23 protein-coding genes are annotated in these 24,824 nt (G+C 64.1%); 18 read left to right on the top strand and 5 right to left on the bottom strand.

What is annotated here, in order from left to right:
• The first annotated feature begins 33 nt into the window (after positions 1-33).
• On the top strand, positions 34-1,419 hold the full coding sequence (locus ACVW1B_RS41730; RefSeq protein WP_028333083.1) for an ATP-binding protein: 1,386 nt from the start codon (positions 34-36) through the stop codon (positions 1,417-1,419).
• Between the two features lies 1 nt (position 1,420).
• Here the strand turns inward: ACVW1B_RS41730 and ACVW1B_RS41725 are convergent, their stop codons facing one another.
• Positions 1,421-3,556, bottom strand: coding sequence for a TonB-dependent siderophore receptor (locus tag ACVW1B_RS41725; RefSeq protein WP_456777607.1), 2,136 nt, complete (start codon positions 3,554-3,556; stop codon positions 1,421-1,423).
• Between the two features lie 682 nt (positions 3,557-4,238).
• Here ACVW1B_RS41725 and ACVW1B_RS41720 point away from each other — a divergent pair.
• Complete coding sequence (locus ACVW1B_RS41720; protein WP_225164260.1) at positions 4,239-5,075, top strand: IS5 family transposase; 837 nt, start codon at positions 4,239-4,241, stop codon at positions 5,073-5,075.
• 307 nt (positions 5,076-5,382) lie between these two features.
• Here the strand turns inward: ACVW1B_RS41720 and ACVW1B_RS41715 are convergent, their stop codons facing one another.
• Together ACVW1B_RS41715 and ACVW1B_RS41710 are read right to left on the bottom strand one after the other, a co-directional pair.
• Positions 5,383-5,913: a DUF3617 domain-containing protein gene (locus ACVW1B_RS41715; protein ID WP_018269802.1), complete on the bottom strand. Its 531-nt coding sequence runs from the start codon at positions 5,911-5,913 to the stop codon at positions 5,383-5,385.
• A 43-nt stretch (positions 5,914-5,956) separates the two neighbouring features.
• Entirely contained in the window at positions 5,957-6,256 is a 300-nt protein-coding gene (locus ACVW1B_RS41710; RefSeq protein ID WP_028341043.1) for a hypothetical protein, read from the bottom strand.
• A 166-nt stretch (positions 6,257-6,422) separates the two neighbouring features.
• Between ACVW1B_RS41710 and ACVW1B_RS41705 the strand changes: the two genes are divergently transcribed.
• From ACVW1B_RS41705 to ACVW1B_RS41690, 4 genes are all read left to right on the top strand, one after another.
• Positions 6,423-6,899: a hypothetical protein gene (locus ACVW1B_RS41705; RefSeq protein ID WP_057016620.1), complete on the top strand. Its 477-nt coding sequence runs from the start codon at positions 6,423-6,425 to the stop codon at positions 6,897-6,899.
• 113 nt (positions 6,900-7,012) lie between these two features.
• Positions 7,013-7,699, top strand: a complete 687-nt coding sequence (locus ACVW1B_RS41700; RefSeq protein WP_057016621.1) for a ribonuclease T2 family protein — start codon at positions 7,013-7,015, stop codon at positions 7,697-7,699.
• A gap of 233 nt (positions 7,700-7,932) precedes the next feature.
• The gene (locus tag ACVW1B_RS41695; protein ID WP_456822958.1) at positions 7,933-8,793 is read left to right on the top strand and encodes a 23S rRNA (adenine(2030)-N(6))-methyltransferase RlmJ; all 861 of its coding nucleotides are present in this window, start codon (positions 7,933-7,935) and stop codon (positions 8,791-8,793) included.
• 261 nt (positions 8,794-9,054) lie between these two features.
• Positions 9,055-9,267, top strand: coding sequence for a cold-shock protein (locus ACVW1B_RS41690; protein WP_016844477.1), 213 nt, complete (start codon positions 9,055-9,057; stop codon positions 9,265-9,267).
• A 273-nt stretch (positions 9,268-9,540) separates the two neighbouring features.
• Here the strand turns inward: ACVW1B_RS41690 and ACVW1B_RS41685 are convergent, their stop codons facing one another.
• Positions 9,541-10,164, bottom strand: coding sequence for an outer membrane protein (locus ACVW1B_RS41685; protein ID WP_253604218.1), 624 nt, complete (start codon positions 10,162-10,164; stop codon positions 9,541-9,543).
• 266 nt (positions 10,165-10,430) lie between these two features.
• Here ACVW1B_RS41685 and uvrC point away from each other — a divergent pair, with 266 nt between their 5' ends.
• From uvrC to ACVW1B_RS41650, 7 genes are all read left to right on the top strand, one after another.
• Complete coding sequence (uvrC, locus tag ACVW1B_RS41680) at positions 10,431-12,530, top strand: excinuclease ABC subunit UvrC (RefSeq protein WP_456777608.1); 2,100 nt, start codon at positions 10,431-10,433, stop codon at positions 12,528-12,530.
• 193 nt (positions 12,531-12,723) lie between these two features.
• Positions 12,724-13,338 (top strand): CDP-diacylglycerol--glycerol-3-phosphate 3-phosphatidyltransferase, encoded by a 615-nt coding sequence (pgsA, locus tag ACVW1B_RS41675; protein ID WP_028333075.1) that lies wholly within the window; start codon positions 12,724-12,726, stop codon positions 13,336-13,338.
• Positions 13,335-13,586: a molybdopterin converting factor subunit 1 gene (moaD, locus tag ACVW1B_RS41670; RefSeq protein WP_310879665.1), complete on the top strand. Its 252-nt coding sequence runs from the start codon at positions 13,335-13,337 to the stop codon at positions 13,584-13,586. The genes pgsA and moaD overlap by 4 nt, the downstream gene beginning before the upstream one ends.
• Positions 13,587-13,653: 67 nt before the next feature.
• On the top strand, positions 13,654-14,121 hold the full coding sequence (locus tag ACVW1B_RS41665) for a molybdenum cofactor biosynthesis protein MoaE (protein ID WP_456777610.1): 468 nt from the start codon (positions 13,654-13,656) through the stop codon (positions 14,119-14,121).
• Complete coding sequence (gene prmB, locus ACVW1B_RS41660) at positions 14,121-15,080, top strand: 50S ribosomal protein L3 N(5)-glutamine methyltransferase (RefSeq protein WP_456777611.1); 960 nt, start codon at positions 14,121-14,123, stop codon at positions 15,078-15,080. Before ACVW1B_RS41665 ends, prmB begins: the two co-directional genes overlap by 1 nt.
• A 164-nt stretch (positions 15,081-15,244) precedes the next feature.
• Positions 15,245-16,657: an EAL domain-containing protein gene (locus tag ACVW1B_RS41655; protein WP_456822957.1), complete on the top strand. Its 1,413-nt coding sequence runs from the start codon at positions 15,245-15,247 to the stop codon at positions 16,655-16,657.
• Between the two features lie 15 nt (positions 16,658-16,672).
• Positions 16,673-17,527, top strand: coding sequence for a TIGR01459 family HAD-type hydrolase (locus ACVW1B_RS41650; RefSeq protein WP_456777613.1), 855 nt, complete (start codon positions 16,673-16,675; stop codon positions 17,525-17,527).
• Between the two features lie 439 nt (positions 17,528-17,966).
• On the opposite strand, the gene ACVW1B_RS41645 is transcribed toward ACVW1B_RS41650, so the two are convergent.
• The gene (locus ACVW1B_RS41645; protein WP_016844467.1) at positions 17,967-18,362 is read right to left on the bottom strand and encodes a response regulator; all 396 of its coding nucleotides are present in this window, start codon (positions 18,360-18,362) and stop codon (positions 17,967-17,969) included.
• A gap of 213 nt (positions 18,363-18,575) precedes the next feature.
• Between ACVW1B_RS41645 and ACVW1B_RS41640 the strand changes: the two genes are divergently transcribed.
• From ACVW1B_RS41640 to ACVW1B_RS41620, 5 genes are all read left to right on the top strand, one after another.
• Entirely contained in the window at positions 18,576-19,547 is a 972-nt protein-coding gene (locus ACVW1B_RS41640; protein WP_310879661.1) for a bifunctional riboflavin kinase/FAD synthetase, read from the top strand.
• Positions 19,544-20,095: a sugar O-acetyltransferase gene (locus tag ACVW1B_RS41635; RefSeq protein WP_168856566.1), complete on the top strand. Its 552-nt coding sequence runs from the start codon at positions 19,544-19,546 to the stop codon at positions 20,093-20,095. Before ACVW1B_RS41640 ends, ACVW1B_RS41635 begins: the two co-directional genes overlap by 4 nt.
• 210 nt (positions 20,096-20,305) lie before the next feature.
• Positions 20,306-23,368 (top strand): isoleucine--tRNA ligase, encoded by a 3,063-nt coding sequence (gene ileS / locus ACVW1B_RS41630; RefSeq protein ID WP_456777615.1) that lies wholly within the window; start codon positions 20,306-20,308, stop codon positions 23,366-23,368.
• Entirely contained in the window at positions 23,341-23,862 is a 522-nt protein-coding gene (gene lspA / locus ACVW1B_RS41625) for a signal peptidase II (protein WP_456777616.1), read from the top strand. Before ileS ends, lspA begins: the two co-directional genes overlap by 28 nt.
• 100 nt (positions 23,863-23,962) lie before the next feature.
• Complete coding sequence (locus tag ACVW1B_RS41620; RefSeq protein ID WP_253604237.1) at positions 23,963-24,694, top strand: hypothetical protein; 732 nt, start codon at positions 23,963-23,965, stop codon at positions 24,692-24,694.
• Positions 24,695-24,824 lie beyond the last annotated feature (130 nt).

Genomic DNA, 24,824 nt, shown 5'->3' with positions numbered 1-24,824 from the left:
CTACGAAATCCCATCGCTCTATAAGTATCGAACATGAGCACGCTCGACTCCGGCCTGACCCTGATCCGCAACGCCTCGCAGCGCGTCTCGAAGGCGAACGGCTGGATGGGCAATGCGTTCAAGAGCTGGATGCCGACCGGCCTCTATGCGCGCGCGCTGCTGATCATGATCGTGCCGATGGTGATCCTGCAGACCGTGGTGGCGTTCGTGTTCATGGAGCGGCACTGGAACACGGTGACGCGGCGCCTGTCGGCCGCGGTGGTGTCCGATATTGCCGCGCTGATCGACGTCTACAAGAGCTACCCGCAGGACAAGGACCGCGCGCAGCTTCGCCGCATCGCCCAGAAACTGCAGCTGGTGGTCGACTTCCTTCCCGCCGGCGACATGCCGCCGCCGGGGCCGAAGCCGTTCTTCTCGCTGCTCGACCAGACGCTTTCGGTGCAGCTCGGCCGCCAGATCAGCCGCCCGTTCTGGATCGACACCGTCGGCAAATCCAATTTGGTCGAGATCCGCGTGCAGCTCGACGATTCGGTGATGCGGATCTTCGCCCAGCGCAGCGCGGCCTACGCCTCCAATTCGGAGATCTTCATCTTCTGGATGCTCGGCACCTCGACGATCCTCCTGATCGTCGCCGTGCTATTCCTGCGCAACCAGATCAAGCCGATCCTACGGCTCGCCGACGCCGCCGAAAGTTTCGGCAAGGGCCGCGAGGCGCCGAACTTCCGGCCGCGCGGCGCGCGCGAGGTGCGGCGCGCGGCGCAGGCCTTCATCGAGATGAAGGCGCGCGTCGAACGTTCGATCGAGCAGCGCACCGCGATGCTCGCCGGCGTGTCGCACGATCTGCGCACCATCCTGACCCGCTTCAAGCTCGAGCTTGCCCTGATCGGCGAAGGCCCCGAGATCGACGCGATGCGCAAGGACGTCGACGAGATGTCGATGATGCTGGAGGATTATCTCGCCTTCGCGCGCGGCGATTCCGGCGAGGTCGCGCAGCCGACCGACATGGCGTTGGCGCTGGAGGAATTGCGCAGCGACGCCGAGCGCCACGGCCACACCGCAACCGTTGCATTCCACGGCCTGCCCGTCGTCACGGTGAAGCCGGCCTCGTTCAAGCGCTGTCTCGCCAACCTCGTCTCCAATGCAGCGCGCCACGCCAACACGATCTCGATCACCGGCCATCGCGACCATCGCTATCTCAACGTCACGGTCGACGACGACGGGCCGGGCATCCCCGCCGACATGCGCGAGGAAGTGTTCAAGCCGTTCCTGCGGCTCGACGATGCCCGCAACCAGGACGAAGGCGGCACCGGGCTCGGGCTTGCGATCGCCCGCGACATCGCCCGCTCGCATGGCGGCGACATCATGCTCAGCGAAAGTCCGATGGGCGGCCTGCGCGCCGTCGTGCGGGTGCCGGTGTAACCTACCAGCGGTAGGACAAGGTGCCGATGACCTGCCGCCGTTCGCCGGCATAACAGTAACCGGACTGGCAGGTCTGGTAGTGCGTGTCGAACAGATTGGTCGCGTTGACGCGCATCGTGGCGCCGAGGAAGCGCCGGTCCAGCTTGCCCAGATCGTAATCGATCACCGCATCGAACAACGTCGTCGCAGCGTTCTGGAACGTGTTCTGGTCGTTACCGAAGTTCGTGCCGATATAACGCACGCCGAGACCAAGCCCGAGGCCTTCGACGGGCACGCCGGACTGGAACGTATACTTGCCGAAGGCGGCGAAGGAATTCCTCGGAATGCCGGAGAGCTCATTGCCGGTCGTATCGGGATTGCCCTGCGTGATCACGACGTTGAGATGGGTGTAGGCGGCGGTGAGATCAAATCCCTGCTTGAGCGCGAGCTTCGCCTCGAGCTCCACACCCTTGGATTCGACCTGCCCGGTCGCTGCCTGGAATGCCATGTTGTTCGGATCGGTACGCAGCACATTGTCCTGCGTGATGTCGAACACCGCGGCGGTCAACAGCACCGGAACGTTCGGCATCTGGTACTTGATGCCCACTTCCTTCTGCTCGCCGGTGGTCGGCCTGAACGGCAATCCGGATGCGTCGACGCCGACCTGCGGGGCGAATGCCGTCGCGTAGCTGATATAGGGCGCAATGCCGTTGTCGAAGACGTAGCTCAGGCCCGCACGGCCCGTGAAGGCGGTCGCCTTCTGCGTTGACGGCACGCCGTCGAGACCCGCGGTCGTGGTCTGCGACACCCAGCTCTGGCGGCCGTTGAGCGTCAGAATAAAGCCTCCGAGCTTGGCCTGCTCCTGCGCATAGACACCGACCTCGTCGGTCGACTGCTTGTTGAAGATCGAGAATGCCGGCGTCGCGATGGCCTGGGCGCCGTAGTTCATGGTCAGGAGATTGAGATCGGGCGCCGGGCCGTAACCGATCTTGTCGTTGTAGTAGGAGTGACCGTAGTCGACGCCCAACAGCACGGTATTCTTGATCGCGCCGAGCATGAACTTGGCCTCGGCCTGATTGTCGAGCGTCACCGTGTTGAAGCTGTCCAGGATCCGCCACGCGGACCGCGACGCCAGATTGGTGCTGCTGTCGATTGAATCGATCTGGGTGTATTTCGCGTCGACGTCGACCTGGTAGAAGCGGAAGTTCTGCCGCACCGTCCACACGTCGTCGACATTATGCTCGAACGCGTAGCCGATGCGATATTGCTTCTGATCCATCGCGCTGAACGCCGGATCATTCGAATAGATGTTGGTCAACTGTCCGTCAGGCGTGCGGAAATTGCCGATGCTGGCGGCGGTTCGGCTCTTTTGATATTCGCTGAGGATGGTGAAGGACGTGTCGGCGTCCGGCCGCCAGGTCAGCGCCGGCGCGATATAGGCGCGATCGTCGTCGTTGCCGGGGTACCAGGTCTTTGCGTCGCGAAGCAGGCCCGTCAGCCGGTAGTGCAGCTGATCGCTGCCGGGCACCGGACCACCGACATCGAAACTGCCCTGGTAACGGTCGTAGGTGCCGCCCTGCAGCTGCACCTCACCGAATGCCGTCAACGGCGGCCGCTTGGTCGTGACATCCACGATGCCTCCCGGAGAGCCGAGGCCATAGAGGCCCGAGGCTGGTCCGCGGAGGATCGACACGCTGTCGAGACCGTAAGGTTCGATCTTGGGAATTGCGAAGTTGCCGCCGCCCTGGCGCAGGCCGTCGCGATAGATCCCTGTATAGGTCGCGTCGAAGCCACGGATGTAGAAACTATCGAACCTTGGATCATAGCCGAACGCCGTGGTCGTCACGCCGGGCGTGTAGCTGACGGCGTCCTTGAGCGTCTGAACGTTGCGATCCCTTAGCTCCTTTTGCGTCACGACCGAAAGCGACTGCGGCGTTTCGATCAGCGCTGTGCTGGTCTTGGTGCCGGCCGTGCTCGCGGTTGCGACGTACCCCGTGGTCGTACCGATCGCGCCTCCTGTGCCTTGCGACCGCGGAGCCTGGCTCCGGGCGGGCGCCGCGGCACTGCGGCGCCGGTTCGCCGCGACCGCGCGCGAAGTCCTGGTGTTCTGGCTTGAAACGACGGCACCGCGCTTCCTTGCGGCGCCAGGTTCATCCACCGTCACTGCGGGAAGTTCGCTGACATTGCTCTGCGGAGGACTTGTCTGCGCCTGAGCGCTGGCGACGTCTGCACCCATTGGCACAAGTATGACCGAACCGAGTAGCGCCGCATTGATCGCAGCCGTTGATGCGAGCAAGCCGCGCTTGCTCCGCAACGAAGCCATTCCCACCGAACAAATCCCCACATTGCCTTACGCCGACATCGATCGAGTCGCGTTTGCGACAAGGCCGACATCGATTGGGGCGGACTTCTATCGGCGGGATGATCGAAATTCCACACGCGCAAAATAGAATCGATGGAAGCAGCAACGAAGCGCAACACTGGAGTGGTTCAAGATGCGCATCACTGGAACGATTCAAAACGACATGTTGGCGGGTCAGGCTTTCGACACGACGAATGCGATGCGCGTCGTCTCTCGCAGAGAGTCTCGAACGCGGGAGCACGCGGCGATCATTCAATGATGTTGCATCCCGTCGACGTCATCGCGCGCCAAGGAGCGCACGAACGCGGTGAACCGTCATCTCCGCGCAAAGGCTATCGCATTTCGTGGCGGCGTGCTCGTGGCCATCCTTCGAGACGCCCGCCTTCGGCGGGCTCCTCAGAGCCTGACTGAAAAATGGGTGAGTGATCTCAGTGGGGTGTGATTCCATCGGATTTGCAAAGATTCGAGGGAGAGCACGATGCCCTGGACCAAGATCACTCGGGAGCAATATCGGCGGGACGATCTGCGTTATGCAAGCGATATGACCGATGCGGAGTGGGCGCTGATCAGACGCCTGTTGCCGCGAGCGAACCGGCGCGGCCGGCCGCGTAAGACGGAGCTGCGTCGTGTGATCGAAGCGATCCTCTATATCGTTTCGACCGGCTGCCAGTGGCGGGCGTTGCCGCAGGAGTTCCCGCCCTATTCGACGGTGCAGGGCTATTTTTATAGATGGCGGGATACAGGCCGGTGGCAGAGGATTGTCAGCGTGCTTGTCCGACGGGCGCGAAAAAAGCTTGGACGGACACCGAAGCCGACGGCAGCCGTGATCGACAGTCAAAGTGCGCCGACCACCCAAGCTGGCGGACCGCGCGGCTACGATGCAGGCAAGCGCATCTACGGCCGCAAGCGGCATATCGTGACGGATACCAATGGCCTCCTCCTCGGGGTTCATGTTCATCCGGCCAACGTTCAGGACTGCCATGGCGCCGTACCGCTGCTGAAGAACGTGCGGATGAACTTCCCCCGGCTGCGCCACGTCTTTGCCGACCGGATCTACCGCGGAAATCAACTCCTCGACGCGCTCTCAGACTGCGGTCCATGGACTGTCGAGATCGTCGAGCGGCCTCAAGGCGTCAAAGGCTTCCAGCTTCTGCCGAGGCGGTGGGTGGTTGAACGCACATTCGCTTGGTTCGGCAGATGCCGCCGCCTCGCCAAGGACTTCGAGGCGACGGTGGCAACCGAAGCTGCCTGGCTGCTGATTGCACACATCAGGCTCCTGACCCGCAGACTCGCGGCTGCAGCTAAGGTTGGGTGATTTATGAGTCAGACTCTCAGGATGAGGTCTTGTTCTGCGGCACAATAGTAGACCCTCATGGTGAGGAGCGCCGCTTGCGGCGCGTCTCGAACCACGAGGCCAAGCACTTGCGCGGTCGCCAAGGGGCATATGCGATAGCCCTGGGGGTGACGGGAAGGATCGGATGGATTGCGCATCGCGTCAGCGCAAGGTTTGCTCCGCATTTTCGTCGCGAGCTACTCGAAATGATGGTGCGGCAAGCGGCGCCGCCTCTCAGCGTGCGAGGCGATGCATTCAGGCGCGCGGCAACAGCCGGATGCGCTGCGCGCTACTTCTGCTTGGGCAGGAGGCCCTTCAGCTTTTCCATGTCCTTGACGTTCATCTTCATGCCGCCGGGCATGATGATGTCGCCGGCCTTCTGGTCGCTCTTGCAGGCGCCGAGCCATTTCGCCTCGATGGTCATCGTGGTGTCGCGCGAGCCGGCCGCGCCGCCCTCGGCATGGGAGGTGCTCTTCACCGTGTAGGCGGAATTAAAATCGCCGACGATCTCGGCATGGCTCTGCATCGTCATGCCGGCGACGCTGCAGACGCTGTCGCTGACATAGCCGGTCGCGGTCTTCTGGATATCCTGCTTCGAGCAGACTTCCTTGGCCATCGGCGAGGCCGCCGCGCTCATCTCCTTGTCGGTGGTCTCGTCGGTGCAGTGCTGCATGGTGATTTCGGGCATCGGCCCGCCGGTGCGCACCATCTTCATCTCCCACAGACCGGCCTTGCGGATCGGCAGGTCGACGGCACTTGCGGCGCCAGCGGACAGGACAAGGCACACAGCCGAACCAAGCAAGGCAAGCTGTCGGGTCATGCGGTCGGCTCCCGGCTGAACGATCGAAAGATCCGGTGCGCGCTCAGTAGAGCGTGCGCAGCGGCCTCTGGGCTGCGCCATAGGGCACCCAGCGACAGGCGAAAGAGATGTAGCCGCCCGGATAGTTCTGCATCGCAAGGAACTTAACCACCTTGCCGTAGGAGGCGCAGTGATCGACTGCGAGTTGCCGGGCGTCGCTCTGGGTCGCCAGCGTATAGGCGATGATACCGCCGGTATCATTGCCCTTGAACGGCGGTACCGGCTGCATCCAATCCGCCCGCGCCGGCACAACGGCCAGCATCCCGCAAACGGCAACCAGGCACGCGGCCAATTTCCTTCGCATCGCAGACTCCATTTCGCTTCGAGCCAACATAGAGTGCGCCGGCGACCGTGAAAAGAACGAGCCGGCTCCCCAAAGTGGACTTCTCCGCAGGTGTTGCCGCCCTGCACTTGACCTTGCCGGGGCTTCGCGGCACCGTCCGCGGCATCGGATAATCGGGTGGATTCCCATGCGCAACCTGTTCAACTCCCGCAATAAACTCGGCCGCAAGCTCGGCCTCGGCGCCGCACTCGTGGTCGGCCTGCTGGCTTTCGGGGGTACGGCCCAGGCCGCCAATCCGCTCGAAATGAACTTCTGGCTGTCCGGCCCGCGCTATGACGGCAATGTGGCCCCATGCGAGAAGGCCCTGACGGTCATCAGCACGCAATTCCAGGAAAAGGAAGCCACCTTCTGGAATTCGCCGCTCGTGATCACCGGCTTCAACGGGATTCACGAAACCGCCTTCCGCCCCTGGCAGTCCGACAATATCCCGCGCCGTTATTGCACGGGCGAGGCGATGCTGAGCGACGGCAAAGTGCGCAAGGTGCACTATTCGATCATCGAGGACGGCGGCTTTGCCAGCATCAATCAGGGCGTCGAATGGTGCGTCGCGGGGCTCGACCGCAACTGGACCTATAACCCGTCCTGCAAGGCCGCGCGGCCCTGATCTCCGACCAGATTGCTAAAGCAGGAGCCGCCGCCATTTGGACGGCGGCTTTTTGTTCTTGAAATGTTCTCGCAGCCTGCTAGGCTCTGGGCGGTCGAGTGAGGGAGCGTTTGATGCCTCGGTTGGACACGATTTCCCGATTTTTGATTTCGGTTGCCATTATTCTGTGCGGTGCGGTCGGGGCGTCGGCCCAGGATCGCCGCCAGAATGCGCCCGGTGAGTTCGATTTCTATGTGCTGTCGCTGTCGTGGTCGCCCTCGTTCTGCGAGGCGGCGAGCGAGCGCGGCAACAACGGCCGCGGCACGCAGGCGCAATGCGGCGGACGGCCCTATTCCTTCGTGGTGCACGGCCTGTGGCCGCAATATGAGCGGGGCTTTCCGGAATACTGCCAGCGGCCCTCGCCGCGACTCGCCCGCAGCATCATGAGCTCGATGCTCGACCTGATGCCGGCGCCCGGGCTGATCTACAACGAGTGGGACAAGCACGGCACCTGCTCCGGTCTCGGCGAGCGCGCCTATTTCGAAGCCATCCGCAAGGCCCGCGCCACGGTGAAGATCCCCGAGGAATTCCTGCAATTGTCGGAGCCGAAGACGGTCGCGCCCGACGAGCTGGAGACGGCATTCATCAAGGTCAATCCGGGCCTCAGCAACTCCGCGATCTCGGTGACCTGCGACAGCAAGCGGCTCAGCGAGGTGCGGATCTGCCTCAGCAAGGATCTGCAATTCCGCTCCTGCGAGGAAATCGACCGCCGCGCCTGCCGCCGCGATCAGGTGCTGATGCCGCCGGTTCGCGGCGGCTGAAACTCTGGGTCATGGCCGGCAGACCCGCGCTGCGCGTCGTCGCGCAGCATGTCCCGGCCACCTGCGCCATCGCGAAACAAGCAAGATAAGGCGCAGATGCCCGGGAGCCGGCTACGCCAAGGCTTCGCCGAGCTCGGACGTTACCCCCGCCGAAGCTTTAGCGAAGGCCGGGACAAGCCCGGGCATGACGAGTACAACATGCGCACCCTTTGGGAGCGCAGCACGATCATCACATGAACTACCGTCACGCCTTTCATGCCGGCAGCTTTGCCGACGTCATCAAGCACATCGTGCTGGTGCGCATGCTCACCTATCTGCAGGACAAGCCGGCGCCGTTCCGCGTCATCGACACCCATGCCGGCGCCGGTCTCTATGATTTGACGTCGAGCGAAGCGCAGCGCGGCGGCGAATGGCTCACCGGCATCGCGCGGCTGATGCAGGCGCGGCTCTCCGACCAGGCATTGCCGCTGATCGCGCCCTATCTCGACATCGTCAGAGCATTCAATCCGAAAGGCGAGCTGAAAGCCTATCCTGGTTCGCCGTTGATCGCGCGGGCGCTGCTGCGTCCGCAAGATCGCCTCACCGCCTGCGAGATCGAACCGACGGCGCGCAAACAACTGATCGACGCGCTGCGACGCGACGCGCAAGCGCGCGTCGTCGATCTCGACGGCTGGATGGCGCTGCCCGCATTCGTGCCGCCGAACGAACGGCGCGGCCTGGTGCTGATCGATCCGCCGTTCGAAGCGAAGGACGAGTTCGAGCGGCTGGCCAGTGCTTTCACGGAAGCGTACGCGAAGTGGCCGACCGGCTCGTATCTTTTGTGGTACCCCGTAAAAACCCGGAGAGCCACCGATGAGCTAACGCGCAGTGTGGCTGCTGCAGCAGCAAGCAGCCGGGCCGCCGGCAAATGCCTGCGATTGGAATTCAGTGTGGCACCGCAAGAAGCAGGCGCAGGCCTCGTTTCCACAGGGCTTTTGCTGGTGAATCCGCCGTGGACGCTGGCGAATGAGTTGAAGATCATCCTGCCCGAACTCGAGAAGCCGCTCGGTCAAGGCGGCGCGGGACGCTTCAGACTCGAGACGCCTAAACCATGATCGACAACCTCCTACTGAAAAGTTCAATTTTGAGCATAGGCAATTTGCGCGGAACCGTATTATGCTCATCCTGTTACGACTGGCTTTACGTTCCGCTTCCGCGAATGGTTGCGGCGGAGTGACAAGGCCGAAATAAATCCAGGCAGACCGGCGGCGTGACGCCGGCCTGTTCAGGTGGCCAAGCTTCCGACAAGCGAATGTCGGTCAACCGCTACGCGGCGTGCGCGTAGCGGTGGAGCAATACGGGGGAGGAGTTTCCCGATGGCCATGACTGGGACAGTCAAGTTCTTCAACGGAGAGCGTGGCTACGGCTTCATCAAGCCTGATGATGGCGGCCGCGATGTGTTCGTTCACATCACAGCTGTCGAGCGTGCAGGATTGAAGGACCTGACTGAAGGACAACGCATTACGTTCGAGGTTGAGCCCGACAAGAAGGGCAAGGGCCCGAAGGCGGTCAACCTGGTGGTCTCATGACGAGCGCTCGCGATGCGCGGCTCGGAATGAACACCGAATGAGGCGTTGCGTGTGAGTTGGCTGCCGAGCGCGTGGCTGGCGCTCGCTGGATGACCACCTGCATGATGCGGACGCGACCGGCGGAGCCGCATATCCCACACGTGCGGCCCACCGATTGGATTCGCGCACGCCGCGGCGTGTACACGGCCGTGCGCGACGTTGAGATCATCAACACAAAGAAAAACCCGGCCGTGCACGGCGCGGCCGGGAGTTAATGGTCGACGTTTCTTGTTCTCAGAAGTGATAGTTGATGCCGGCGCGAACCAGGCTGAAGCTGTAGCCGTTCGACACGCCACCGGTGATCGTGAAATTGCTGTTGGCAAGGTCGACGTAGAGATACTCGATCTTGGCGCTCCAGTGCGGGGCAAAGCCCATTTCGGCGCCGGCACCGACGGTGAAGCCCGCATTGGTGTGGCTCTCCGTGATGCCGAACGTCTCGCCGCGCAGTTCGCCGAAGGCGAGACCGCCGGTCGCGTAGAACAGCACGTTGTTGACCGCATAGCCGGCGCGGCCGCGCACCGTGCCGAACCACGGGTTGGAGAACTTCCACGGCGCGAACCGGTCGTCGGCTGTGGTGCCCTGGATATCGGCCTCGATACCGAACACCCAGGGGGAGCCGTTCTGGAAGTTGTAGCCGGCCTGTACACCGCCGACGAAACCGGACGGCTTGGTCGGGTTGTTCTCCACCGAGCCCCAGCCATAGCCGACATTGCCGCCGAGATAGGGGCCGGCCCAGCTATAGGCATTGAGCGGCTGATAGACGGTATAGGGCGATCCGTAGTTGAGATCGGCCGACGCCGCCGAGGTCGTCCAGCCTGCAACGATCAGTGCCAGCGCACGCGCAACAAACCGGGGCATTGGTACTCTCCAGAACGCAACTGCCGCAGCCCGCCGGCCAGGGCCGGCGTGGTTACGGAATTCCACTTTTTTCGCTAAGGTTTATCGAGAGTTTTAAGTTAAAGGGCTGTTAAGCCCGGTTACCGGCCCGCTCATCAGTCTTAACAAGGTGTTACACACCCCTCCCGCATGCGCGCGGGGCCCCGGTAACCTCCTGCAATCGAGGTGCTTTTTGTTGGTGCCGTCAGCGCTGGCGACCGGTCGCCCAAGCACTTAGTTTACGGCCCATGGTTCACGATTCTCCCGAGCGCCCGACGCCGGCCCCCAAGGTTGACTCCAAGGCTGACCCCAAGCCACGGCGCGGTTCAAAGTCCGACCTGCCACAGGACGATCTGGCGCTCGATACAAGCGACGTCGATCCCGAAACCTCCGCCGCCGAGGAGGACGACGAGGCACGCCTGCCCGAGGCTTCGGAGGACGCCGCCGAGGCGGTCGCCGAGGGCACGCTCTCGGTCGGACATGCCGCGATCGAGAACGCGGTCCGCCTCGCCCCGACCTCGCCCGGCGTCTATCGCATGCTCAACGCCGCCAACGACGTGCTCTATGTCGGCAAGGCGAAGAACGTCAAAAAGCGGCTGTCGTCCTATGCGCGGGCCAACGCGCCGCTGCCGGCGCGCATCCTGCGTATGATCGCGGCGACCACGCAGGTCGAGATCGTCTCGACCATGACCGAGACCGAGGCGCTGCTGCTCGAAGCCAATCTGATCAAGCAGCTCCGTCCGCGCTTCAATGTGCAGCTGCGCGACGACAAGTCGTTTCCCTATATTCTGATCACCGGCGACCATTGGGCGCCGCAGATCCTCAAGCATCGCGGCGCGCAGTCGCGGCCCGGGCGCTATTTCGGCCCGTTCGCCAACGCAGGCGCGGTCAACCGCACCATCACGGCGCTGCAGCGCGCGTTCCTGATTCGTTCCTGCACCGACGGCTTCTTCGAAAGCCGCAGCCGGCCCTGCCTGCTCTATCAGATCAAGCGCTGCGCCGGTCCCTGCACGCGCGAGATCGACTTCCCCGGCTATAGCGAACTGGTGCGCGAGGCGACCGAATTCCTCTCCGGCCGCAGCCACGCCGTGAAGGAGCTGCTCGCGGCCGAGATGGAGAAGGCCTCCGGCGAGCTCGAGTTCGAAACCGCGGCGCTGTACCGCGACCGTCTCGCGGCGCTGTCGGCGATCCAGTCGCAGCAGGGCATCAATCCGCGCACGGTCGAAGAGGCCGATGTGTTCGCAATCCACCAGGAGGGCGGCTACTCCTGCGTCGAGGTGTTCTTCTTCCGCACCGGCCAGAACTGGGGCAACCGCGCCTATTTCCCGAAGGCCGAGAAGAGCTTCACGCCCGAGGAGGTGCTGTCCTCGTTCCTCGCGCAATTCTACGACGACAAGCCGCCGCCGAAGCTGATCCTGCTCTCGCACGAGATCGAGGAAAGCGCGTTACTCGCCGACGCGCTGTCGGTCAAGGCCGGATCCAAGGTCGAGGTCACCGTGCCGAAGCGCGGCGAGAAGAAGGAGCTGATCGGCCACGCCCTCACCAACGCGCGCGAGGCGCTCGGCCGCAAGCTCGCCGATACCGCGACGCAAAGCCGGCTGCTGGAGGGCATGGTCAGCACGCTCGGCCTGCCGCACAGACCCAAGCGGATCGAGGTCTACGACAACAGCCACATCCAGGGCACCAACGCGGTCGGCGCGATGATCGTGGCGGGACCCGACGGGTTCATGAAGAACCAGTACCGCAAGTTCAACATCAAGTCCGAAGGGCTGACGCCGGGCGACGATTACGGAATGATGCGCGAGGTGCTGGAACGCCGCTTCAAGCGGTTGCTGAAGCCGCCGGAGGGCGAGGCCGCAGCCAAGACGAAAGCGGATGACGATTCGTTCCCGCAATGGCCCGACCTCGTCATCATCGACGGCGGCCGCGGCCAGCTCAACGCGGTCCGGGAGATCTTCCAGAATCTCGGGCTGACCGAGGTCTCGTTGATGGCAGTTGCCAAGGGTCCGGAGCGCGATGCCGGGCGCGAAACCCTGTTCATGCCCGACCGCGAGGCCATCAAGCTGGAGCCGCGGGACCCGGTGCTCTATTTCATCCAGCGGCTGCGCGACGAGGCCCATCGCTTCGTGATCGGCTCGCACCGCAAGCTGCGCAAGAAGGACATCCGCGAGGCCGGCCTGCAGGAGATCCCGGGCATCGGCCCGTCCCGCAAGCGTGCCTTGCTGCACCACTTCGGAACGCTCAAGGAGATCGAGCGGGCCTCGATCGCCGACCTCGGCAAGGTTCCCGGCGTCAGCGCCGAGAGCGCCCGCAAGATTTTCGAGTTTTTCCACGCCCAGCCGGGTTAAACCAAAGGCGAGTCATCAGGGCGTCGCCTGCGACAGGGCATCTAGGGCATGATGCGGAAAAGTGTGAGGCAGTTATCCGAAAAGATCATGCTTAAACAACGGGCTAAGGCGCTATGACGATGAAGCGCAATCTGGTCGCGCTTGACGCGTCCGCACGGTTGACCTTCTCGCTTCAGCGGTATTGGTAGAACGGATGAACATCGCCACGACCCGGGGACAGACCAAGACCATGTCCCTCCCGAATATCCTGACCTACGCCCGGATCGCCGCGATCCCGGTGGTGATCGGCTGCGTCTACTGGCAATCGATCCTGGACGGCCCGTTGTGGCTGCGCTGGGTGGCGCTGGCCGTGTTCATCGCGGCGGGGGTCACCGACTATCTCGACGGCTATTATGCCCGGATCTGGGACCAGCAGTCCGCCTTCGGCCGGATGCTCGATCCGATCGCCGACAAACTCCTGGTCGCCTCCAGCCTCTTGATGCTGGCCGCCGACAATTCGATCCATGGCTGGACGCTGTGGGCGGCGATCGTGATCCTGTGCCGCGAGATCCTGGTCTCGGGCCTGCGCGAATATCTCGCAGGGCTCAGGGTCAGCGTTCCCGTCACCAAGCTGGCGAAATGGAAGACGACGATCCAGCTGGTAGCGATCGGCTTTCTGATTGCCGGCGAAGCGGGCGAGCAGGTCTTCCCTGCCACCACCTTGATCGGCATCGTGTTGCTCTGGATGTCGGCGATCTTCACGATCTACACCGGCTGGGATTACTTCCGTGCCGGCATCCATCACCTCATCAAGGAGGATGAGGGATGAAGCTGAAATATTTCGCCTGGGTGCGTGAACGCATCGGCAAGGCCGAAGAGATCGTCGAGCCGCCGGCCGAGGTGCGCACCGTCGGCGAGCTGATCGGATGGCTTGCCGCGCGCGATGACGCCTATGCCTATGCCTTCGAGAAGCCGACGGTGATCCGCGCCGCGATCGACCACGCCCATGTCAAATCGGACGCGGCGATCTCCGGCGCCCGCGAGATCGCGTTCTTTCCGCCGATGACCGGCGGGTAGGATAGCGTTTTCGAGCGAAGTGGGTACCGGTTCGCGTGAAGAAAACGCGTCAAGCAAAGAAGTCCACATGACCGTTGCAGCGACCATTCGTATCCAGCAAGCCGACTTCGACGTCGCGCAGGAGATCGCGGCCTTGAGCCGAGGCCGCACCGATGTCGGCGCGGTCGTCAGCTTCAGCGGCATCTGCCGCGGCAACGAACAGGGCGAGCCGATCGCGGCGCTGACGCTCGAACATTATCCGGGCATGGCGGAAGCAGAGATTGGACGCCACGCCGACGAGGCGCTGTCGCGCTGGCCGTTGCAGGGCCTCACCATCATCCATCGCTTCGGCCGCATCGCGCCGGGCGAGAACATCGTGCTGGTCGTGACCGCCTCGGCGCACCGGCAGGCCGCGTTCGAGGCCGCCGAGTTCCTGATGGACTATCTGAAGACCAGCGCACCGTTCTGGAAGCGCGAGGAAAGCACGCGCGGCGCGAGCTGGATCGAGGCGCAGGGCCATGACGACGCGGCCGCCGCGCGCTGGACCAAATCCTGATGGCCAAGCGCAGCAAAGTGCCGGCCAAACGCAGCCTCGCCGTGCCGAAAGCGCCGAAAGTCGGCGCCGGCGAGCTGCACACCCTGTTCGATTTCCTGCGCTATGCCGTGAGCCGCTTCAACGCGGCCAAGCTCGTGTTCGCGCACGGCACCACCGATCCGGTGGCCGAGGCCGCGTTCCTGATCTGCGAAACGCTGCACCTGCATCCCGACCAGTTCGAGAACTTTGCCACCGCGCGCGTCACGATTGCCGAGGGCAAGCAGATCCTCGACCTGATCGAGCGCCGGATCGCGACGCGGAAGCCGGCCGCCTATCTCGTCAACAAGGTCTATATGCGCGGCCTGCCGTTCTATGTCGACGAGCGCACCATCGTGCCGCGCTCCTTCGTCGGCGAATTGCTGGATTCGCATTTCGGCGGCGACGAGGACGGCACCTCGCTGATCGGCGATCCCGAAGAGGTCGAACGCGTGCTCGACCTCTGCACCGGCTCCGGTTGCCTTGCGATCCTGGCGGCCCGGCATTTCCCCAACGCCGCGGTCGATGCCGTCGATATTTCAAAGGACGCGCTCGAGGTCGCCGCGCGCAACGTCGCCGATCACGGCCTCGACCATCGCCTGACGCTGCATCGCGGCGACCTGTTCAAGCCGCTCGGCGACAACAGATACGATCTCATCATCTCGAACCCGCCCTATGTCGACGCCGAAGGCATGGCGGCGCTGCCGCGTGAGTGTCGTGCCGAGCCGAAGATCGCGTTCGACGGCGGCGCTGACGGGCTCGACATCGTACGTCGCCTGCTCGATGAGGCGAGGCAACATCTGACCCCGCAGGGCGGCCTGCTCTGCGAGATCGGCCGCGGCCGCGGCAATCTCGAGGCCGCCTACCCGAACCTGCCGCTGCTCTGGCTCGACACCGAGGACTCCGAGGGCGAGGTGTTCTGGATCGCTGCCGCGGACCTCTGACCGGCGTGCCGCCGCCGGCTCCGGCGATTTGCGGAGCCCGATCCGGGCGAAGCGAAAATCGTGTGCAGTTCCAGCCGGTTCCGAAGATCGCTGGCCCGTCGAATCAACAATGGTGCTAAGGTCGCGGTCCGGGGACGTTCGGACAGAGGGCGCGGGCGCGCGACATGATTCGCATTTCGACGATCTTCATCGCCATCTGCATGGTGCTGGTCGCAGCCTCGCTCGGCTTCGTGCTGTATTCGGTGGCAGGCATCAGCGGATCGGAATCGGCGATCGTGGCGCTCGCCGCCCTCACCTGCCTGATCCTCTACAATGCGGTCTCGATGCGGCTGCGTGACCGCAGCGACGTCGGCGGCCAGATCGCGGATCTGTCGCGCGGCACCGCCGACCTTGCCCGCCAGGTCGCCGAGTTCGGCCGCCGGCTGGCCGCGGTCGAAGGCCGCGTCGCCTCGGCCAACTCCTCTGGCGCCGACCGGATGCAGGGCATGGCCGGCGAGATCAGCGAGCTCGGCGGACTGGTGCGGCAGCTTGCGGCATCCGTCGCCCATCACGAGGACCTGCTGGCGGCGGCTCCGGCGGTGCAGCCGGTCGCGTCCCCGCGCGACGATGTGTTGCAACGGGTTGCGCCGGCGCCGACCGTCGTGGTTGCGCCTCCGCCGCCACCTGCGGCTCCGCCGGAGGTCTCGCGCAGCCAGACCCAGCTGATCGGCGCGATCAAGCAGGCCATCGACGAGAACCGCCTCGACATCTACCTGCAGCCGATGGTGACGCTGCCGCAGCGCAAGGTGCGCTACTACGAGGCGGTGACGCGGCTGCGCGACGAGCGCGACCAGGTGCTGGCCGCCGAGGATTTCATCGAGGCGGCCGAGGCCGGCGGCCTGATCGGCCGCATCGATCACATGGTGATGCTTCGCTGCGTCCAGGTGCTGCGCCGCCTGATGATCCGCAGCAAGGATGTCGGCGTGTTCTGCAACGTCTCGGCGGCGACGCTGTCAAACCCGGCGCATTTCACCCAGTGTCTCGACTTCCTCGAGGCCAACCGCGCGCTGGCGCCGTCCTTCGTGCTCGAGTTCAAGCAGGCGACCTTCCGCAATCTCGGCCCGACCGAGAGCGAGAACCTCGCGGCGCTGGCGCAGCGCGGTTACCGGTTCTCGATCGACCATGTCAGCGACCTTCGCCTCGAGCCGCGCGAGCTCGCCGATCGCGGCGTCCGCTTCATCAAGGTGCCGGCGGCGCTGCTGCTTGACGCCAAGCAGATCGCGAGCACCGATATCCATCCTTCGGATCTGTCCGACCTGCTCGGCCGCTACGGCATCGACCTGATCGCCGAACGGATCGAGGGCGAACGCTCGGTGGTCGACCTGCTCGACTACGATGTCCGGTTCGGCCAGGGGTTCCTGTTCGCGCCGCCGCGGCCGTTGCGGCCGGAGGGGGCATCTGCTACCGCCGAGACTCCACAGACCAACCCCCAGGATCTTAATGGCGCCAGCACTTCAGCCCCTGTCTCCAGCCCCGCAGCTCCGCCGCGCGCAACCGGCAGCGCCGCGCTGGCGCGCCGCGCCCTCGGTCCAAATTAGCCGGCAATTCGCATCATGACCTCACTGCGTTTCGTGGAGCAGCTGCGCGACCTCGTCGGCGGCGTCGATGTGGTGCTGTCGGATATCTGGGGCGTCGTGCACAACGGGCTCGAGTCCTTTCCCGAGGCCTGCGAGGCCCTGCACACCTTCCGCCAGCAGGGCGGCACGGTCATCCTGATCACCAACGCGCCGCGGCCGGCCGATTCCGTGCAGCGACAACTGCGCAAGCTCGGCGTCGCCGACGAGACCTATGATGCGATCGTCTCCTCGGGTGACCTGACGCGCCACTTCGTGGCCGATCATCCGGGCCAGAAGATCTTCTGGATCGGCCCGGAGCGCGACAGCTCGATCCACCGCGGCCTCGACGCCACGCTGGTGCCGCTGGAGCAGGCCGACTACATCATCTGCACCGGCCTGTTCGACGACGAGACCGAGTCGGCCGAAGATTATCGCGACACGCTGCTGAAGGCGCTCGAGCGCAAGCTCACGCTGGTCTGCGCCAATCCCGATATCGTGGTCGAGCGCGGCGACCGGCTGATCTACTGCGCCGGCGCGGTCGCCGAACTCTATCGCGAGCTCGGCGGCGAGGTGATCTTCTACGGCAAGCCGCACCGGCCGATCTATGAGCGCGCCATGGCTCTGGCCGCCGAGCGCCGCGGGCGTCCGACCGAGCTCAGCCGGGTGCTCGCGATCGGCGATTCCGTGCGCACCGATCTCACCGGCGCCCTTGGCTTCGGCATCGATCTGTTGTTCGTCACCCGCGGCATCCATTCCGAAGAGTTCGAGGGCATCGAGCAGCTCGATGCAGCCTCGATCAAGGAATTGTTCGGCCATCCGCCGCGCGCGCTGATGCGCGAGCTGAAGTGGTAGCCAAAAAGTCGTCGGACTCCCTCGCCCCGCTCTTGTGCGGCGTCGAGACGAGCAAAGCTCGCTCTTGGAGGGTTGGGGTGAGGGGCTGCCTCCCCAAGCGCTGGATGCCGAGAGACCTGTACCCCCTCACCCGGATTGCATCTCTCGATGCAATCCGACCTCTCCCCGCAAGCGGGGCGAGGTAAAGGGGCGCGCTGCCAAAATATCGAAAACAACCCCATGCAAAGTAGCCCATGGCGCCCGGTGTTCGACCAGGCGCCTGTCGACCAGGCGCCTTGACACGTCGGGCAACTCAGCGATATTCTTCTAATATTCCGAAATCATGCCGCCCCCTTCGTCCCGCAAGCGGGGCGGGGTGAAGGGAAGCGTGATCAAATGCAAATGCCCGGGACAAGCCCGGGCATGACGTGAATTTCAATCGATGGGATGGACGGGCGTGTTACGCGGTGGCCATGTCCGGGAACACCGCCTCGATCTTGGTCTTCAGCGTGGCCGCATTGAACGGCTTGACGATGTAGTTGTTCACGCCGGCCTTCTTGGCCGCGATCACGTTCTCGGTCTTGGATTCCGCCGTGATCATGATGAAGGGCGTGGTCGCGAGGTTGGGATCGGCGCGGACTTCCTTGAGCAGGTCGTAGCCGGTCATCGGCTCCATGTTCCAGTCGGAAATCACCAGGCCATACTTCTTGCCGCGCATCTTGTTCAGCGCTGCGGAGCCGTCGGAGGCATCGTCGATATTTTCAAATCCAAGCTGCTTGAGAAGATTCCGGATGATGCGGATCATGGTGCTGTAATCATCAACCACCAGAACCGGCATGGACAAATCAACCGCCATCTTTCCCCCCAAAACACAAACGCAACTTGGCTTCTGCACAAACGCAGCTTTCCGCCAACGACTAACAGCAGCCGTTAAACAGCGCGTTAACCGGCTGAATCCGGATTGTTACGGATTTGACGCGATTTTCGTTAGCCTTGACTTCCACGCCGCCGCCGCGTCACGGTCCGGCCCGCACCAATCATGCTTAAGAATCCTTGAAGAATACCGCTCATGAGCACCGGCTTTACCGTTATCCGCGACAACACCCCCGCAAGCGCCATTCCGAAAGGCGCCGTGGTCGCGATGGGGAATTTCGATGGCGTCCATCTCGGTCACCGCGCCGTGATCGGCGCGGCGCTTGCGATGGGCAGAGCACGCGGCGTGCCCGCGCTTGCCGTGACCTTCGAGCCGCATCCGCGCAGCTTCTTCAGCCCGAACACCCCGCAATTCCGTCTCACGGACGAGACCAACAAGCTGCGGCTGCTCGCGGCCACCGGGCTCGCCGGTGCCGTCGTGATGACGTTCGACAAGGCGCGCGCCGGGACCTCGGCACAGGATTTCATTCACCATGACCTGATCGGCCGGCTCGGCATCAGCGGGATCGCAGTCGGTTACGACTTCCATTTCGGCAAGGGCCGGGTGGGCTCCCCGAGCCTCCTGGTCAGCGAAGCGCCGCGGCTCGGCATCGAGGTCGATGTGCAGGCCCATGTCGACATCGAGGAACGTCCGGTTTCCTCCAGTGCCATCCGCATGGCGCTCGCCGAGGGCGAGATCGCGGATGCGACCACGATGCTGGGCGGACCGTGGTTCGTCACCGGCAAGGTGGTCCACGGCGAGAAGCGCGGCCGAGATCTCGGTTACCCCACCGCCAATATCCGCCTCGACAAGCATTGCGGCTTGAAGCACGGCATCTACGCGGTGCGGGTCGGCAAGGGCTCGCAACGGTTCGACGGTGTCGCAAGCTTCGGGCGCCGGCCGACCTTCGACAACGGCGCGCCGCTGCTCGAGGTGTTCCTGTTCGACTTCAAGGGCGATCTGTACGACGCGGTCCTTGATGTCGCATTCATCGGTTTCATTCGCGAAGAGCTGAAATTCGACACCATCGAGGCGTTGATACGCCAGATGGATGACGACAGCGCCAAGGCGCGCGCGGTGCTGGCCGCGGCGCCCGACGCGTTCCCGCAGCTCGGAGTGATTGGTTGAACCGGACTGAAAAGCAAAAAATGCTGGCGGGCGAGCTGTATCGCCCGGATGCAGAGCTCGCCGCCGAGCATACAGCGGCGGAACAATGGATGGCACGCTACAATGCGTCGGGCGCATCGTCCGCGGCCGAGTTGCACGCGCTGCTCGGCGAGCGCTTCCGCAAGGTCGGCAGGGATGCCGTGATCCGCCCGCCGTTCTTCTGCGATTACGGCAGCAATATCAGCCTCGGCGACGGCGTGTTCCTCAACTTCAATTGCGTCATCCTCGACGTCGTCGAGGTCGCGATCGGCGATCGGACCCAGATCGGACCCGCGGTGCAGATCTATACCGCCGACCACCCGCGCGATGCCGAAACCCGCCGCGCCGGGCTGGAATTCGGCCGCCCGATCCGGATCGGCAGCGACGTCTGGATCGGCGGGGGGGCCATCATTCTGCCCGGCATCACGATCGGCGACGGCGCCCTGGTCGGGGCCGGCAGCGTGGTCACACGGAACGTCGCCCCCGGCGCGATCGTGGCGGGAAATCCGGCCCGGGCACGGCCGGCCTGAACCGCGCCATGCGCGGCCCTGCGAGCCACCGGGGGCTTTGCGATTTCCCCGTCCGGCTGCTATGGAAACCCCATGTTTTCGCGGCGCATCATACGGATTAGCGGCCCGGCTTCCGCCTGAGCCTGAAGGCTCGGCGCAAGACCGGGACTTCGCCGTTTCACCCGCGATTGATCGCGTATCCGCGCCCGCACCTGCCAAATCAGAGCTTTCATGTCCGACAAGCCGCAAAAGATCGACGCCCAAAAGACTGACGTTAGGGACTATTCCAAGACCCTTTACCTGCCGCAGACGGATTTCCCGATGCGCGCCGGCCTGCCCCAGCGCGAGCCGGAAATCCTGAAATACTGGAACGACATCGGCCTCTACGACAAGCTCCGCCGGGAAGCCGAGGGCCGCGCCAAATTCGTGCTGCATGACGGCCCGCCCTACGCCAACGGCAACATCCATATCGGGCACGCGCTGAACAAGATCCTCAAGGACGTCGTGACCAAGAGCCAGCAGATGCTCGGCTTCGACTCCAACTACGTGCCGGGCTGGGACTGCCACGGCCTGCCGATCGAATGGAAGATCGAGGAGGAGAACTACCGCTCCAAGGGCAAGCAGAAGCCCGATTTCCGCGACTCGGCGGCGATGGTCGCGTTCCGCAAGGAATGCCGTGCCTATGCGACGCACTGGATCAACGTGCAGCGCGAGGAGTTCAAGCGGCTCGGCATCATCGGCGACTGGGACCATCCCTACCAGACGATGAGCTATCCGGCCGAGGCCCAGATCGCCCGCGAGCTGATGAAGTTCGCCGCCAACGGCACGCTCTATCGCGGCTCGAAGCCGGTGATGTGGAGCGTGGTCGAGAAGACCGCGCTTGCCGAAGCCGAGGTCGAATACGAGGACTACACCTCCGACATGGTGTGGGTGAAATTCCCGGTCACCTCGCCGGCGCATGGCGCGCTGGCCAATGCCTCGGTCGTGATCTGGACCACCACGCCGTGGACGCTGCCCGGCAACCGCGCCATTTCGTTCTCGCCGAAGATCGCCTATGGCCTCTACAAGGTGACGGACGCGCCGGCGGACAATTGGGCCAAGACCGGCGATCTCCTGATCCTGGCCGACGCACTTGCCGCCGAGGTGTTCAAGCAGGCCCGCGTCACGTCCTATGAGAAGGTCCGCGATATTCCCGGCGACACGCTGGACGCGGTGGAATGCGCCCATCCGCTGCGCGGCTTCGGTGGCGGCTACGAATTCATCGTGCCGCTGCTCGCCGGCGAGCATGTCACCGACGACACCGGCACCGGCTTCGTGCACACCGCGCCGAGCCACGGCCGCGAGGACTTCGACGTCTGGACGGCCAACACCCGCGAGCTCGATGCGCGCGGCATCCCGACCGCGATCCCGTATACGGTCGACGAGAACGGCGCCTACACCGCACAGGCGCCGGGCTTCACCGGCAAACGCGTGCTCAACGACAAGGGCGAGAAGGGCGATGCCAACGAGGCCGTGATCAAGGCGCTGATCGAGGCCGGCAGGCTGCTCGCGCGCGGCCGCCTCAAGCACCAGTATCCGCATTCCTGGCGTTCCAAGAAGCCGGTGATCTTTCGCAACACACCGCAATGGTTTATCGCGATGGATAAGCCTATCACAGCGAAACTCCTTCCTGAACTTCCGGCATCGCGGGTCGACGACGTAGACTTTGTTGATGACGAACCTGTTTTGGACACGATTCGAAACCGAGCACTAATTGCTATCGGTGAAACGAAGTGGGTTCCTGAAGCGGGCCGCAATCGCATCAACGGCATGATTGAAAATCGCCCCGACTGGGTGATCTCGCGGCAGCGCGCCTGGGGCGTGCCGATCGCCGTGTTCGTGCGCGAGAACAGCGACGGCTCGGCCGAGATCCTGCAGGACGAGGTGGTCAACCAGCGCATCACCGAAGCGTTTATGGAGGAAGGCGCCGACGCCTGGTACATGGACGGCGCCCGCGAGCGCTTCCTCGGGTCCCGCGCGTCCGAGAACTGGAAGAAGGTCGACGACATCTGCGACGTCTGGTTCGATTCCGGCTCCACGCATGCCTTCGTGCTGGAAGACCGCCAGAACTTCCCGCAGCTCGGCAACATCGTCCGCAAGGTCGATGGCGGCAACGACACCGTGATGTATCTCGAAGGCAGCGACCAGCATCGCGGCTGGTTCCACTCGTCGCTCTTGGAAAGCGCCGGCACGCGCGGCCGCGCGCCTTATGACATCGTGCTGACCCACGGCTTCACGCTCGACGAGAACGGCCGCAAGATGTCGAAGTCGCTCGGCAACACCGTCGAACCGCAGAAGGTGATCAAGGATTCCGGCGCGGATATCCTGCGCCTGTGGGTGTGCGCCACCGACTATGCCGACGACCAGCGCATCGGCCCGGAGATCCTCAAGAACACCATCGAGACCTATCGCAAGCTACGCAACTCGATCCGCTGGATGCTCGGCACGCTGCATCATTTCAAGCCGAGCGAGAAGGTCGCCTTTGCCGAGATGCCCGAGCTCGAGCGGCTGATGCTGCACGAGCTCGCCGGCCACACCGAGACCATCCGCAAGGCCTATGCCGACTTCGACTACAAGACCGTGGTCGCAAGCCTCGCGGCCTTCATGAACTCCGAGCTGTCGGCGTTCTACTTCGACATCCGCAAGGACACGCTGTATTGCGATCCGCCGTCCTCGGTGGCGCGCAAGGCGGCGCTGACCACGATCGATCTGCTCTGCGACGCGATACTGAAATGGCTGGCGCCGATCCTCAGCTTCACCACCGACGAAGCCTGGCGGATGTATCGGCCGAACGCCGAGCCTTCGGTGCATCTCACGTTGTTCCCTGAAGGTCTCGAGCAGTTCCGCGACGACGCGCTTGCCGCGAAGTGGGAAACGGTCCGCAACGTCCGCCGCGTCGTCACCGGCGCGCTCGAGCTCGAACGCGCCGCCAAGCGGATCGGCTCCTCGCTCGAGGCATCGCCGGTGATCTACGTCGCCGACAGGGAGATGCTGGCCACGCTGTTCGACATCGATCTCGCCGAAGTCTGCATCACTTCGAACTATGAGGTGCGCAAGGGCGAGGCGCCGGCCACAGCCTTCCGCCTCGATGCCGTGCCTGGAGTTGCTGTCGTGGTCGAGAAGGCGGTCGGCACCAAATGCGCCCGTTCGTGGAAGATTCTGCCGACGGTGGGCGAGGACCCCGAATATCCCGACGTCTCGCCGCGCGACGCGCAAGCGCTGCGCGAATGGAAGGCGCTGGAGGTCTCGGCTTGAGCTCGCCCGTTCGCGCCGGTGTGCTTGCGGCGGTGATCACCCTGATCGCCGACCAGGCCTCCAAGCTCTGGCTGCTCCATGTCCTCGACATCGTGCATCACGCCCCGGTGCGGGTGACGCCGTTCTTCGACCTGGTGCTGGCCTGGAATCCAGGGATCAGTTTCGGCTGGTTCCAGAGCGAGACCCCGGCGGCCCAGATCCTGCTGATGGTGATCAAGGCCGCGGCCGTGATCGCGCTGGCGATCTGGATGGCGCGGTCGCGGACCTGGCTCGCGACGGTGTCGCTCGGCCTGATCATCGGCGGTGCCATCGGGAACGGCATCGACCGTTTCGCCTATGGCGCGGTGGTCGATTTTGCCCTGCTTCATGCCGAGATCGGGGGAAAAACCTTCAATTGGTACATCTTCAACCTCGCCGACGTAGCCATCGTTGCTGGCGTGGCAGCCCTATTGTATGATTCCGTGGTGGGGACCCCCGCCGTAAAAGCGCCCTGATCCCGGCCGATACGAGCCGGTCAGCGGTCGACACCTGCTCAAGCGGAACTGTGCCTAAGCCAGTGATCGCTTTGGCGAATTTTGAGATGGGAATGGCGCGATGCGCAACACCAAAGCCCGCGGTTACCTGATCGAAACGTCCCGGATGCCGCTGATGCGCGGCCTGCGCCTGGCGTTCGTCGCAGCCGGGATCGGCCTTGTCATGACGGCCGGCCCGGTGCGCGCCGGCGACGATGAGGATGACGGCGACGATGGACTGACCTTCGAAGAGCGGATCGTCGACAATCTGATGACCGGGCTCGGCGCCAAGAGCGCGGCCAGCAAGGGCATCGACTACCGAGAGCGCTCGCCGCTGGTGGTGCCGCCGAAGCTGGATTTGCCCCCGCCGGCATCGACCGCCCAGGTCAACGCGCCGAACTGGCCGAAGGACCCTGATATCGCGGCGCGCAAGGCTGCGATCGCGGCGCGCAAGAAGGATGTCAAGAAAGAGCCGTGGCAGTCCGCGGTGGCGTTGACGCCGGCCGAGATAGAGGCGGGCCGCAAGCAGCAGACGGCCACCGATGGCCGCAAGGAGCCGCTGGAGCCCGGCGTGAGCACCAATCCGTCGCTGATGCCGAGCCAGCTCGGTTACACCGGCGGCCTACTCGGCATGTTCAAGGGGAACAGCAGCGAGTCCAAACCGTTCAAGGGTGAGCCGACGCGCGACTCGCTGACCGAGCCGCCGCCGGGCTACCAGACCCCGTCCTCGGGCTTTGCCTACGGCACCGGACCGATGATGCCGAAGTCGCAAGAAGGCCAATACGACGTCATGAGCGGAAAACCGGTACAGTGATCGCTTGGCCTCCGCGGGCGAAGGCTGACATGAGCAAAGCTTAATGCGGGGCGGCGGGTGTCTCTCCGCTTCGTGACCATCGGCACGGGAACGACCGTGTACGATGGCATGCTTTCGCGCCCCGGCCGTG

Source organism: Bradyrhizobium sp. USDA 4502, from assembly GCF_054063355.1.
This window is presented reverse-complemented; position numbering and strand designations above follow the sequence as displayed.